Annotated in this window: 14 protein-coding genes; 12 read left to right on the top strand and 2 right to left on the bottom strand. The window is 58.6% G+C overall.

Going from position 1 to position 12,207, the window contains the following annotated elements; genetic code table 11:
- Positions 1 to 507: 507 nt before the first annotated feature.
- The 7 genes from ABD937_RS13680 to ABD937_RS13710 all read left to right on the top strand — a co-directional run bounded on the left by ABD937_RS13680 (position 508) and on the right by ABD937_RS13710 (position 7,141).
- Positions 508 to 1,473: a hypothetical protein gene (locus ABD937_RS13680; protein ID WP_345256314.1), complete on the top strand. Its 966-nt coding sequence runs from the start codon at positions 508 to 510 to the stop codon at positions 1,471 to 1,473.
- A 25-nt stretch (positions 1,474 to 1,498) separates the two neighbouring features.
- Entirely contained in the window at positions 1,499 to 2,218 is a 720-nt protein-coding gene (locus tag ABD937_RS13685; protein ID WP_345256315.1) for a class I SAM-dependent methyltransferase, read from the top strand.
- A 360-nt stretch (positions 2,219 to 2,578) separates the two neighbouring features.
- The gene (locus ABD937_RS13690) at positions 2,579 to 3,238 is read left to right on the top strand and encodes a response regulator (protein ID WP_345256316.1); all 660 of its coding nucleotides are present in this window, start codon (positions 2,579 to 2,581) and stop codon (positions 3,236 to 3,238) included.
- A 16-nt stretch (positions 3,239 to 3,254) separates the two neighbouring features.
- Entirely contained in the window at positions 3,255 to 3,998 is a 744-nt protein-coding gene (locus ABD937_RS13695) for an SAM-dependent methyltransferase (RefSeq protein ID WP_345256317.1), read from the top strand.
- Between the two features lie 133 nt (positions 3,999 to 4,131).
- The gene (locus ABD937_RS13700) at positions 4,132 to 4,797 is read left to right on the top strand and encodes a response regulator (protein WP_345256318.1); all 666 of its coding nucleotides are present in this window, start codon (positions 4,132 to 4,134) and stop codon (positions 4,795 to 4,797) included.
- A gap of 189 nt (positions 4,798 to 4,986) precedes the next feature.
- The gene (locus ABD937_RS13705) at positions 4,987 to 5,787 is read left to right on the top strand and encodes an aminotransferase class IV (RefSeq protein ID WP_345256319.1); all 801 of its coding nucleotides are present in this window, start codon (positions 4,987 to 4,989) and stop codon (positions 5,785 to 5,787) included.
- Between the two features lie 31 nt (positions 5,788 to 5,818).
- On the top strand, positions 5,819 to 7,141 hold the full coding sequence (locus tag ABD937_RS13710) for a cryptochrome/photolyase family protein (protein WP_345256320.1): 1,323 nt from the start codon (positions 5,819 to 5,821) through the stop codon (positions 7,139 to 7,141).
- Here the strand turns inward: ABD937_RS13710 and ABD937_RS13715 are convergent.
- Together ABD937_RS13715 and mqnB are read right to left on the bottom strand one after the other, a co-directional pair.
- Positions 7,130 to 7,951: a 1,4-dihydroxy-6-naphtoate synthase gene (locus tag ABD937_RS13715; protein ID WP_345256321.1), complete on the bottom strand. Its 822-nt coding sequence runs from the start codon at positions 7,949 to 7,951 to the stop codon at positions 7,130 to 7,132. The two genes, ABD937_RS13710 and ABD937_RS13715, sit on opposite strands and share 12 nt — an antisense overlap.
- Entirely contained in the window at positions 7,948 to 8,592 is a 645-nt protein-coding gene (gene mqnB, locus ABD937_RS13720) for a futalosine hydrolase (RefSeq protein WP_345256322.1), read from the bottom strand. Before mqnB ends, ABD937_RS13715 begins: the two co-directional genes overlap by 4 nt.
- Before the next feature lie 196 nt (positions 8,593 to 8,788).
- On the opposite strand from mqnB, the gene ABD937_RS13725 reads away from it, so the two are divergent.
- From ABD937_RS13725 to fabD, 5 genes are all read left to right on the top strand, one after another.
- Positions 8,789 to 9,205 (top strand): 6-pyruvoyl trahydropterin synthase family protein, encoded by a 417-nt coding sequence (locus ABD937_RS13725; RefSeq protein WP_345256323.1) that lies wholly within the window; start codon positions 8,789 to 8,791, stop codon positions 9,203 to 9,205.
- 110 nt (positions 9,206 to 9,315) lie between these two features.
- A complete protein-coding gene (locus ABD937_RS13730) occupies positions 9,316 to 9,732 on the top strand; it encodes a 6-pyruvoyl trahydropterin synthase family protein (protein ID WP_345256324.1) in 417 nt (138 codons plus the stop codon).
- 63 nt (positions 9,733 to 9,795) lie between these two features.
- Entirely contained in the window at positions 9,796 to 10,395 is a 600-nt protein-coding gene (gene folE / locus ABD937_RS13735; RefSeq protein WP_345256325.1) for a GTP cyclohydrolase I FolE, read from the top strand.
- A 154-nt stretch (positions 10,396 to 10,549) separates the two neighbouring features.
- Complete coding sequence (locus tag ABD937_RS13740) at positions 10,550 to 10,936, top strand: four helix bundle protein (protein ID WP_345256326.1); 387 nt, start codon at positions 10,550 to 10,552, stop codon at positions 10,934 to 10,936.
- Between the two features lie 116 nt (positions 10,937 to 11,052).
- Positions 11,053 to 11,943: an ACP S-malonyltransferase gene (fabD, locus tag ABD937_RS13745; RefSeq protein WP_345256327.1), complete on the top strand. Its 891-nt coding sequence runs from the start codon at positions 11,053 to 11,055 to the stop codon at positions 11,941 to 11,943.
- The last annotated feature ends 264 nt before the right edge of the window (positions 11,944 to 12,207 follow it).

Here is a 12,207-nt window from a genome sequence, read left to right on the forward strand (position 1 = left end):
GGTACTGCACCACAATGCGGGAGAGTAGGTAGCTGCCATATTTATTAAAACAAAAAGCCTTGGCTCGAAAGAGACCCAAGGCTTTTTGCATTACAGACACCCACAAACGGTACGATACACACATCAACAGAACCCAAGATCACAATACACACAAAAGCTGGAGACACCTAAGGAACGATACGAGCCAGTAAAACAATAAGAGGCAGTTTGAATTAGTGTACGGGCTGGCCAGGCCGCCAGTGGCCTATTTCGCCCGGCGACGCCTCGCCCCGAAGCTTCGGGGGGCGGCGCAGCGAACTAGCAATGGGCTGAAAAATCTTCCCTGCATTTCATCGTCGCGTCGTCGCGTCGTTGCGCCCCCCGAAGCTTTGGGGGCGTGCTAAGGCCGGTGGCGGCCGTCCATGTCAGGATTCTCAGAAACCACAATAATCTAAACAGCCTCTAATAACCTGGAGGACCCAGAAGGCCTTCCCCACTCTTTGCCCGCTAATCACTAGTTTTGCCGCGATGAAGGCGATCTATACCACTACCTCCCTTTCCCACCTTTATAAGGTAAAAACGTTCGCCGAAACCTTTATCCCCCTCCATCCCGACGTCCGGTTTTATGTAGTACTCGTAGAACCACTGGACGCGCACACAACCGCCGCCGCTACCGCGCTTCTTCCGGAAGCCAACTTGCTTTTCCCTTCCCACCTCCCGGAAACGGAACGCGCCTCCATAAAACCCGACTACAACTTTTTCGAAGCCTGTTGCGCCTACCGTCCCTTCTTCGCCGACCTCCTCTTTAGTGCGGACTATGGCGTTGAACGCCTCATTTACATGGACAGCGACCTGCTTCAGTACGAGAGCATCGAGCCCGCCTTTGCGCACCTGCAACAGTATAACTTCCTGCTCACACCCCACACCACCGCGCCTACGCCCCTCAGCGAGGTGGAGCACGAGATCGGCATGAACCGTTGCGGCATTTACAACGCGGGCTTCATCGGCATGAAGCGAAGTCCGGAAACGGAGCGGTTCCTTCAGTGGTGGAAAGACCGGATGCGCCAACTCTGCGTGGTGGAGCTATCGCGCGGCCTCTTCGTAGACCAGATCTGGCTCAACCTGCTGCCGCTCTACTTCGAAGGCGTATTCATCGAAAAAGATCCCGGCTACAACGTGGCCTACTGGAATTTCTTCGAGCGGCCATTAGCCCGTTCCGGCAACCGGATCACGACAAAGGGTCGGCCACTGCGCTTTGTCCACTACAGCGGCCTTGTCGAGCACGACCCGTACAATATCACCCAGCATATGCGGGAATACCTGCTCCGGGATGGTAGCTTGCTCAAGGAATTATTCGACGACTACCGCTCCCGCCTCGCGCGCAACAAGGCGCTTTTCCTGCCTATGCAGCCGCCGCAGCTGCCGCCGAAGTATACCCTCTGGCAAAAAGTAAAACGTAAAGTCCGCCCGGGCAAATACCGTAACCGCATCTGACATCACCTACCCTCCGAGTTTTCCTATGCATCCCGATCCACAGATCCGCTACCATTTCGATCCGAAGCGCAAATACCCGTATTTCCTGATCCGCAACCGGCTCCTGGGAGTGGTCCGGAAATTTGCGCCCCGCCTGAGCGGCCGGCTCCTGGATTTCGGCTGCGGCGTGAAGCCCTACGAGCACCTGTTTACCGTAAACGAATATGTGGGCGTCGACTACCAGGGCGAAGGCGAAACCTGGAACAAGGAGAAAGTGGATTTTATCTATAACGGCAGGACCCTGCCTTTCCCCGACGCATCGTTCGACAGCATCTTTTCCAGTGAAGTGCTCGAACACGTCTTCAACCCGGCCGAGATCATCCCCGAGCTGCACCGGGTGCTGAAACCCGGAGGGCGCATGCTGCTCACATTTCCCTTTGCGATGCCCGAGCACGAGGAGCCGAACGACTACGCACGGTATACTTCGTTTGCCGCGGTAAGCCTGTTCCAGCAACACGGCTTCGAGGTGATGGATCTGGAAAAGACCGGCAACTATGTTGAGGCCGTGACCCAGCTCTGGATCATCTGGTTCCAGCAGGGAATCGAGAAGCGCTTCCAGCGCCGGCCGAAGCTGCAGCAGTTTCTTTCGAAGTGGGTATACCGTATGGCCAACGGAACGGCGCTCTTCTTCAGCAAACGCTACCCGGGCAACAAGCGCCTTTACCTGAACAACGTGCTCCTGCTGCAGAAGCCGGCTTCGACCTGATCTGCGATCATTGGCAGAAGCATCGGCAACGCCGGCGGTGGCGATGCTACCCGGTCGGCAAGGCTCGGCCGTACCATCCGATAAGTACACGGATAACCCTTGCCTGAGGTGCAGCGTAAGGGCCTGCCCGGGCGCATGGAAAAATGCGGCGTCTTCGAAAACATACCCTGCCTCCCGGTTGTTTTGTACCTGATCGTAAAAGCCCTCGTGTATCTACGATGCAAAGTGGTGAACGGCTGAGCAAATGTTTGTTATGTGCGACAATTGCTGTTTCTTACACGGTGGATGCGCTGAAAAACGGTTAACTTTGAAACGCTTCTTATCCTAAAATTCAAACCAAGGAAAAAACCAACTACCGCTATGACGGCCGACCAACAGATCAAGGTTGCCATCGCAGATGATCATAAGATCTTCCGGGACGGCATCAAGATGGCCCTGTCCGGAAGAAATTACATCAAGATCATCTGGGAAGCAGAAGACGGCAAAGACCTGATGCACAAGATGAAGATCAAGCAGCCCGACGTGCTCTTGATGGACATCCGTATGCCGGAGATCGACGGGGCCAACGCCATCGGGCTCATCCGCAAAGAGTTCGAGGACGTCAAGATCATCGTGCTCACGATGTACGACGACCAGGAGATGATCACCAAGATGATGGAGATGGGCGCTAACGCCTACCTCACCAAGACCACCGATCCCGACGAGATCTACGAGGCCATTCTCACCTGCATGAACGACGAGTTCTACTTCAACGACCTGGTGAACAAGGCCGTGCTGCTGAAGCTTCAATACAAGAAAAAGGTAAAGCAGTTCTACCCCAACAGCGTGCAGTTCTCCGAAAAGGAGCTCAAGATCCTGAAGTGCATCGCGCAGGACATGACCACGGAGGAGATCTCCAAGGAAGTATTCCTGAGCCCGCGCACCATCGAAACGATCCGCCAGAAGATGAAGGAAAAGGTGGGCGCGAAAACCATTGCGGGACTCGTGATGTACGCCATGCGTAACCGCCTCCTCGAGTAAGCCACAAGCCATTCTCTTGAAGAACATTAACGACGACTTTTTCTTCGGCTCCTACCGCGAGGCCTGGCGCCAGACAATACCTCCCGGGCTCACTGAGGCCGAGACCGACCTGATCATGGAAGTGTGCGCCCTCGGGCCCGGAAAGCGTGTTGCCGACCTGATGTGCGGCTACGGACGACACGCCCTCGAGTTGGCGCGCCGCGGCTGCTCCGTTACCGCGGTCGATAACTCCGAACCCTACATCGAGGAGCTGCAACGTATCGCCGACGAAGCTTCGCTGCCCGTGGCAGCGATCTGCGCACCCATCCTGGAATGGGCACCGGCCGGCTCCTACGATGCCCTTATCTGCATGGGCAACTCCTTTGCGTTCTTCAACGAATCCGACAGCCGCACCCTGCTGCGCCGCTTCGCCGACGCGCTCGTGCCCGGCGGGCAGCTCCTGATCAATACCTGGATGATCGCCGAGATCGCCTACAAGCATTTCAAGGAGCGGGAGTGGCATGAGCTGCCCGAATTCCGCTACCTGATCGCCAACCGTTTTTTGCTGGGGCCCGCCCGCATCGAATCCGAGCACATCCTGATCAATCGCGCAAACGAGGTAGAGACACTGCAGGCCGTGGATTACATCTTTACGATCCGGGAGCTGGAGGCGATGATGGCCGGGGCGGGCCTTCGGCTCGGACCCGTTTTCAGTACGCCGCGCAAGCGGCCTTTCCAGCTCGGCGACGGCCGTGCCTACCTCTTCGCCACGAAAATGTAGGGGAAAGCTCCTATTGCCCCTCCGGCAGGGGCTTCGTAGTTTTACGATAGCAAAAAGCGTAGTTGCACCGTTGCGCGTACCGGGCAAAGAGGTAGCTTTGTATCAGTTATTTTACTACTATACCAATCCTTATATGAAAAATCCTTCTGCACCCATCAAAGTGGCGATCGCCGACGATCACCACCTCTTCCGGACCGGCGTGCGCACTTCCCTGTCGACCTATAAAGACATCCAGATGGTAGCCGAGGCGGAGAACGGCATGCAACTGCTCAACCTCCTCCGGCATATCCGCCCCGACGTGGTGCTGCTCGATATCCAGATGCCGATCATGGACGGCCTCAGCACACTCCCCGAGATCAAGAAGCTTTATCCCGACGTGAAGGTCATCATGCTGTCGATGCACAACGATCACTCGATGATATCGCGTATGATGGAGCTCGGCGCCAACTCGTACCTCACCAAGGAGTCGGATTCCGAAACGATCTACCAAGCGGTGAAGACCTGCTTCAACGACGAGTTTTATTTCAACGACCTCACCAATAAGGCACTGCTGAGCCGCCTCCGGATGAAGCCCGAAGCCCGGGATATGGACCTCGACGCGCAGCTGAGCGACAAGGAGAAGACCATCCTGAAGCTGATGTGCGAGGAAAAAAGCACCCGCGAGATCGCCGAGATGGTCGAGATCTCCCCGCGCACGGTAGAGGCCATCCGCGATAAGCTCAAGGTAAAGACCGGGGCGAAATCGATGGCCGGGCTCGTGATGTACGCGGTAAAAGCAGGCATCGTGCAACAAGCATAGAAATAGCGAATAGTGAATTTCGAATACTGAATAGCGATTGAGGGATAATGAGCCGTCCGTTCCGAACGAACCCGGATGGCTATTCCCCTTACGTATAATTAATGCCGGAGGATAACTTCCGGCATTTTTCGTGCAGGCTGGCAGAATATTTTATGGAACAAGGAGAATCATTTTAGCTTTAGACCAAGGATGGCGTATATCTACCACAACGGCACTTTTCACCCCGCGGAGGCGGCGATGCTCCCGGTCAGCAACCCGGCTTTTTGCTTTGGCGAAGGACTTTTTGAAACCATGCGCCTTGGGCCTTCCGGGATCCCGTTCTGGGACCGTCATATGGAGCGGCTCCGCAGCGGCATGGAGCGGCTCGGCTGGCAGAATGGCTGGGCCCCCGAATCGTTGTACGAAGAGCTGCAGGAACTGGTGGAGCGCAACCGCTGTACGACCGCCGCACGCATCCGCCTGACGGTGTACCGGGCCGGCGACCGGGCCGAGATCGTGGGTGAGGCCCGCCCGCTGGAGCCAGCCGATGCCGTCTGGAACGAGCGGGGCTTCCAGGTAGAAGTATATCCCGATGCCCGGAAAGCCGCCGACGCCTTTTCGGCACTGAAGCTGACCAGCTACCTGCCCTACCTGCTGGCTTCGCGCCGTGCCGGCGAGCAGGGGCTCGACGAATGCCTCGTGCTCAACGCCTGGGGCAATGTGTGCGAAACGGGCCGGATGAACCTGTTTATCGTGCGGGGCAACGAGATCGCCACGCCGGCGCTTTCGGAGGGTTGCATCGACGGCGTGCTCCGCCGCTACCTGATCGAGCAGCTGGCCGCCGCCGGTACGCCCGTGCTCGAAACGACCCTGACCATGGAGGACCTGCTTGCAGCCGACGAGCTCTTCCTGACCAATGCCGTCAAAGGCATCCGCTGGGTGGAGCGCTTCCGCAACCGCACCTATAGCTCCCGCCGATCGAAGGAGCTGTATGCCGGCCTCCGGCTCTGAACTTTTTGACGGCCCGGCTGTTTCCCCGTCCATGGTACCCGTTGCCCTTTTCTGGTTTCGTCGCGACCTCCGCCTGCACGACAATGCCGGCCTTTGTGCCGCCCTGCGCAGCGGCCTTCCCATAGTGCCCGTTTTTATATTCGACCCTAAGATCCTGTCCAGCCTCGATGCCGACGACCGGCGCGTTTCCTTCATCTATTCAGCCCTGGAGGCGCTGCAGGAGCAGTTGGTAGCCGCCGGGACGACCCTGCAGGTGCTGCACGACGAGCCGCTGAAGGCCTTTGCCACCCTCTGCGGCCGCTACCACGTGGCGGCGGTGTATACCAACGAAGACTACGAGCCCTATGCCCGGCAGCGCGACGCAGCCGTAGCCGCGGAGCTCGGGCGGCAGGGCATCGCCTTTCTTTCTTTCCAGGACCAGGTGCTGCAGGCGCCGGGTGCCGTACAAAAGGAGGGAGGCGGCTATTATCAGGTGTACACGCCGTTTTACCGCCGCTGGCAGGCCCTGCTCACCGATGCCTGCCTGAAACCGCATCCTTCGGAGCAGCTGGCCGGCGCCTTTCACCGCGAGCCGGTTGGCACCTGGCCCTCGCTTGCGCAGCTGGGCTTCCGAAAGAATCCGGTGCATGCCGTATCGCCGTGCCTCCCCGCGGAAACCCTGCTGCGCTCCTACCACGACACCCGTAACCTGCCCGCCATTGCCGGCACCACCCGCCTCGGCGTGCACCTGCGCTTCGGCACGGTCAGCATCCGCGCCCTGGCCCGCCAGGCGCTGGACACGAGCGAGACCTTCCTCAAGGAGCTCGCGTGGCGCGAGTTCTTCATGCAGCTGCTGGCACAGGAGCCGCGGCTCGTGTCGGAATCGTTCCGGAAGGAGTATGATGCGATTGACTGGCGGCAGGACGAGGAAGCATTCGGGCGCTGGTGCGCCGGCACCACGGGCTACCCGTTGGTGGATGCCGGGATGCGGGAGCTGCAGGCCACCGGCTTCATGCACAACCGGGTGCGTATGGTGACGGCCTCCTTTCTGGTGAAACACCTGCTCATCGACTGGCGGCGCGGCGAAGCGCACTTTGCCCGCCTGCTGCTCGACTTCGACCTCTCCTCCAACAACGGCAACTGGCAATGGGTGGCGGGCTGCGGCTGCGATGCTGCGCCCTATTTCCGCGTCTTCAATCCGCAGCTGCAGGCGGCGCGCTTCGACCCCGACGGAGCCTATGTGCGCCAGTGGGTGCCGGAGTGGGGCACGTCGGCTTACCCCAACCCGATCGTCGATCATAAAAAGGCAGTGGCGCGTTGCGTGGCCGTCTACAAGAAAGCGCTTGCCAGGGAGCAGTTGGCCTTATTCCCATAGGCGCGGTGCGGGCGCGCCCAGATTCTCCGTATAAATGCGCGCAAAAGTGTCGATAGCCTTTTTCCCCTCCTCGCCGAGGTCCATCGTAAACTCGTTTACATACAGCTCGATGTGCTGGCGCATGACGCTTTCGTCCATGGCCTGCGCATGCTGGCGCACGTAGGGGCTGATGGCGGGGTAGTGCTGGAACGACTCGATCTGGCTCTGGCGGATGGCCGCCTCCACCTGTTTTGCGACCTCCTCTCCAAGTGAGCGGCGGATGGCGATGCAGCCCAGCGGGATGGCCGCCCCATTGTGCAGCTCCCATACTTCGCCGAGGTCGGCGACCTTGTGCAGGCCGCGTTGCTGGTAGGTAAAGCGGTTTTCATGGATGATGACGCCGAGGTCCACCCGGCCGCTCAATACCGCATCCTCGATCTCGGAGAACAGCATCGGCACGCGCTCACCCACCTTCGGGAAGGCGTGGTGGAGGAGGAAGTTGGCGGTGGTCTGCTCGCCCGGGATGGCCACGCGGCAATGCTCCACGCTCGGCAGGTCTACCAGGCTTTTGGCGATGAGCAGCGGGCCTACGCCCTTGCCCAGCGCGGCGCCGGTAGTGAGCAGGCGGTATTCGCCGCTGTTGCGGAAAAGTGCGGGGAAGCTCAGCTTCGTGATGTCAAGTTTCCCGCTTTCGGCCCACTCGTTTAGGGTTTGTACATCCTCGAGTACCGGCTCGAACTGCAGGTCGCCGCAGGCAATGCCGCCGTTGACGAGCGCGTCGAAGATGAAGGTGTCGTTCGGGCAGGGGGAGAAGCCAAGGGTCAGTTTCATGAGAGCAGGTTTGGGATGAGGTCCAATAAGGTTTCGTTCAGGTGGCTGATGCTTTCGCGGAGCTTCCAGCGGGTCTTGTCGCGCTCGCCCACGTAGTTGGAGAACGCGCGCAGCTGCACAAAAGGCAGGCCGCTCCGGAGGGCCGCGTAGTGAAAGGCGGCGCCTTCCATACTTTCCGCATCGGCACCGAGCTCCTTATAATAATACCGTGCCTGCTCCGGCGCCGTGGTGACCTGGTTGACGGAGACCGCCTTTACCAGGGGCAGCTTCAGCTTCCGGAGGACTTCGCTTTCGTTTGCCAGCCACCCGTCGGCCCACGGAGCGCGGGAGGGATCACTGAAGCGTAATGCAAACGTGCTGCGGAAGCTGCCGGCCTCCCAAACGCCCTGGTCGCCGATGCAGTCGTGGCTGACCAGGCAGGTGTGGCCCAGCTCCCGGCCCGGGTCAAAGCATCCGGCGAGGCCGGCTTGGAGCAGGAGTGCCGGCGGGTTGCCGCCCAGCCGTGCAGCCAGGGAAAACGCTGTTTCCATCAGGCCCACTCCCGTGATCAGTACCTCCACGTCGCCGCCGAAGCGGGGCAGGGCATCGGCTACCGGCGCGATCTCGAAAGGGGTGGCGGCACAAAGCAGGAGTCGGGGCATAGGGCAAAAGTAGCGGGGGATCCCAGATCCATGATCGCCGATCTCAGATCGCGGATCTGTGATCTGGGTTTTTGCGCCGGAAAACAGGGGTGGGAGCGGGCCGACCCGTGAGCAGATGTCGGCGCCGGAAGCGGCCCGTACAAATAGACCAATAGACCAATACACTAGTCTATCTTTGCGAAAATTTTTCGCATCGATGGTCTATCTCACGCGTGTGGAGCATTTTAATGCAGCGCACAAGTTGTACAATCCTTCCTGGACGGCCGAAAAGAACGACGAAGTGTTCGGGAAATGTGCCAACACGAACTGGCACGGGCATAACTATGAGCTCTACGTAACGGTGAAGGGGCGCCCCAATCCCGACACCGGCTTCGTGATGGATGTAAAGCGACTCAGCGGCCTCATCAAGGAGCACGTGACCGACAAGCTCGACCACCGCAACCTCAACCTGGACGTCGACTTCCTGGAAGGGCAGTTCTGCTCAACGGAGAACCTGGCCATCGGCATCTGGAAGCAACTGGAGCCCCACCTGCCCGAAGGCGTCGTGTTGCACTGCATCAAGCTCTATGAAACGCCGCGCATCTACGTCGAGTATTTCGGCGACGAGTGCTGATCTCTATCCAAGCACAACCATTCCGGTATTCATACGTTTTATGTGCCTGTAGGGCCGCTCCCGGGTCGATATTGACCGAAAAGGAGGAACTTAGAAGCAAGACACAACCCATGGGAGAAAAAGTTTCCGTCTTCCGCCGCGAGCATTTCAATGCGGCACATCGCCTGTTCAACCCGGACTGGACCGATGCTGTGAACACACAGGTGTTCGGCAAGTGCAGCCTTCCGCATTACCACGGGCACAACTACGAGCTGGAGGTACGCGTTACCGGCGAAGTGGATCCGCGCACGGGATTCGTGATGGACATGAAAGTGCTCTCCGACATCATCCAGGAAGAGGTGCATGCCCGCTTCGATCACCGCAACCTGAACCTCGACACCACCGAGTTCCGGACGCTCAACCCGACGGCCGAGAACATCGCCATCGTGATCTACCGCCTGCTGCGTCCGCGGATCGATGCCGCCCTCGACCTGCAGCTGCGCCTTTACGAAACGCCCCGCAACTACGTGGAGTATCCCGTGGGGTGATCTTTAGATCTCAGAACTGAGATCTCGGATCTGAGATCGATTTACGTATTTATACAACCCGATATGGCTTATCATAAGAAAGAATATTACGACCAGGATGTGACCGATGGCATGATGGCAGCCTACCGCAACATCATCCAGCTTGCCGGAGAAGACGTGGAGCGCGAAGGACTCGTGAAGACGCCGGAGCGCGCCGCCAAGGCCATGCAGTACAACACGCAGGGCTACAGCCAGGACGCCGTGGCCATCCTCAATTCGGCGCGCTTCCGCGAAGACGTGAGCGAAATGGTGATCGTAAAGGACATCGAGCTGTATTCGATGTGCGAGCACCACCTGCATCCCTTCTACGGCAAGGCCCATATCGCCTATATTCCCAACGGCTACATCACCGGCCTCAGCAAGCTCGCGCGCGTCGTGGACGTGTATGCGCGCCGCCTGCAGGTACAGGAGCGCCTCACCACCCAGATCCTCGGCGCCATCCGCGAAAGCCTCAACCCGCTCGGCGTGGCCGTAGTGATCGAAGCCAAGCACCTGTGCATGATGATGCGCGGCGTGCAGAAGCAAAACTCCGTCACCAGCACCTCCGCCTTCGACGGCGAGTTCCTCGACAACCATGTGACGCGCAATGAGTTTCTCCGGCTGATTGGGGCGAAGTTGTCGTAAGGGGGTCTATTGGTTTATCCGTTTACTGGTTTATTCGTGGCTCGTTTAGACAGGTCCTTTGTGCACCGGGACTTGTGAAATTTCTCATTTTTCCGCGGTGTTTTTCACCGGGTTCGGGAGTAGCGGTTGGGTAGATTTATCCAATCGCTTTTTTATGTACCGACTTGAAGAACTGGAAGTTTATGAACTGGCATTGAAGTTCAGTAGTGATGTATGGGCGCTCGTGTCATCATGGGACACCTCGTTGCGCGAACACCCGGGCGCTCAGCTTACAGCGGCGGCCGATTCCATATCCGCGAATATCGCAGAAGGATATGGACGGTATTATGTTCGTGACAATATTAAGTTCTGTTATTATGCCCGGGGCTCCATCATGGAATGTAAAGACTGGCTGCGTAAATGTGCCTTCAGGCAACTGATCGATACCGGTGAATCCGAAAGGTTGCTGAAAAATCTGTCTACACTCCATGCCCGGCTCAATGGGTATATCAAGCGGCTGCGCAAGAACCTTCAGAGCGGGGTATTGAACAATAGCAAGTGACTTACCTTTGCCCACCTGTTCAATCCTGTTCTGCTGGTAAGTGGCTAGATGGAGGTTGCACAGTAAACGACCCGCAAATAAACCAGTAAACGAATAAACTACTAAACCACCTCCGCATGAAGCATGCTTTTGTTTTCCCCGGCCAGGGAGCGCAGTTTACGGGAATGGGCAAGTCCCATTACGAGGGAAATGCCTTTGCCAAGAAATTGTTCGAGCAGGCCAATGAGCTCCTGGGCTTCCGTATCTCCGACGTGATGTTCGAAGGCTCCGAGGAGGACCTTCGCCAGACCAATATTACGCAGCCGGCGATCTTCCTGCATTCGGTGATCGCGTTCCGCTCCATCGACGGCGCCCGTCCCGATATGGTGGCCGGCCATTCGCTGGGTGAGTTCTCGGCCCTCGTGGCCAACGGCACCCTTTCCTTTGAGGACGGACTCCGCCTGGTCAGCCTCCGCGCCGGTGCCATGCAGAAAGCCTGCGACGTGCAACCCTCCACCATGGCCGCCGTGCTGGGCCTTGCCGACGAGCAGGTAGAAGCCGTGTGCGCCCAGGTGCAGCAGGAGAGCGGCGAGGTCGTAGTGCCCGCCAACTATAACTGTCCGGGCCAGCTCGTGATCTCGGGCAGCATCCAGGGCGTGGAGCTCGCCTGCGCGGCACTCAAGGCGGCCGGAGCGAAGCGCGCGCTCGTGCTGCCGGTAGGAGGGGCTTTTCACTCTCCGCTGATGGCTCCCGCCCGCACTGAGCTCGCAAAGGCCATCGAAAACACGTACTTCAACACGCCCTCCTGCCCGGTGTACCAGAATGTGGCGGCAAAAGGCATCATCAACAAAGAAGAGATCAAGCAAAACCTCATCGACCAGCTTACGGGCGCCGTGCGCTGGACGCAATGCGTGCAGGCCATGGTAACCGACGGCGCATCGCGGTTCACCGAATGCGGCCCGGGCAAGGTGCTGCAGGGGCTTATCGGAAAGATCCATAAGGAAGCAACTGCCGAGTCGGTCGGCTGATCGCTCCTCCCGAATAAAAAAACAGGCTGCCCGGCGCAGCCTGTTTTTTTATGTCCGTTCGTGAACCGCTCGTGCAAGCCGGCCGTATTCGGGTCACCGTATTAATACGGGTGTCCTGACGCGTCTTTGCCGGAGGCGATCCGCTTTGGAGTTGGATAGTGGCCCCGTGCCCCTGAACCCGCGCGCAGGGCGGATCGTGGCTGGTTTCGATCGGATGTTGCAACGCTGATTAACGATTCGGAAGGAAACTTAAACGAGGATAAG

It is taken from the genome of Flaviaestuariibacter amylovorans (assembly GCF_039541815.1).
In the GTDB taxonomy this organism is placed as follows: Bacteria; Bacteroidota; Bacteroidia; order Chitinophagales; family Chitinophagaceae; genus Flavisolibacter; species Flavisolibacter amylovorans.

Coding starts and splice junctions, on each gene's coding strand:
- mqnB (WP_345256322.1), bottom strand. CDS start 8,592: ATGCCCCGACTCCTGCTTTGTGCCGCCACCCCTTTCGAGATCGCGCCG.
- ABD937_RS13740 (WP_345256326.1), top strand. CDS start 10,550: ATGTACCGACTTGAAGAACTGGAAGTTTATGAACTGGCATTGAAGTTC.
- ABD937_RS13705 (WP_345256319.1), top strand. CDS start 4,987: ATGGCGTATATCTACCACAACGGCACTTTTCACCCCGCGGAGGCGGCG.
- ABD937_RS13700 (WP_345256318.1), top strand. CDS start 4,132: ATGAAAAATCCTTCTGCACCCATCAAAGTGGCGATCGCCGACGATCAC.
- folE (WP_345256325.1), top strand. CDS start 9,796: ATGGCTTATCATAAGAAAGAATATTACGACCAGGATGTGACCGATGGC.
- ABD937_RS13680 (WP_345256314.1), top strand. CDS start 508: ATGAAGGCGATCTATACCACTACCTCCCTTTCCCACCTTTATAAGGTA.
- ABD937_RS13690 (WP_345256316.1), top strand. CDS start 2,579: ATGACGGCCGACCAACAGATCAAGGTTGCCATCGCAGATGATCATAAG.
- ABD937_RS13685 (WP_345256315.1), top strand. CDS start 1,499: ATGCATCCCGATCCACAGATCCGCTACCATTTCGATCCGAAGCGCAAA.
- ABD937_RS13725 (WP_345256323.1), top strand. CDS start 8,789: ATGGTCTATCTCACGCGTGTGGAGCATTTTAATGCAGCGCACAAGTTG.
- fabD (WP_345256327.1), top strand. CDS start 11,053: ATGAAGCATGCTTTTGTTTTCCCCGGCCAGGGAGCGCAGTTTACGGGA.
- ABD937_RS13730 (WP_345256324.1), top strand. CDS start 9,316: ATGGGAGAAAAAGTTTCCGTCTTCCGCCGCGAGCATTTCAATGCGGCA.
- ABD937_RS13710 (WP_345256320.1), top strand. CDS start 5,819: ATGGTACCCGTTGCCCTTTTCTGGTTTCGTCGCGACCTCCGCCTGCAC.
- ABD937_RS13715 (WP_345256321.1), bottom strand. CDS start 7,951: ATGAAACTGACCCTTGGCTTCTCCCCCTGCCCGAACGACACCTTCATC.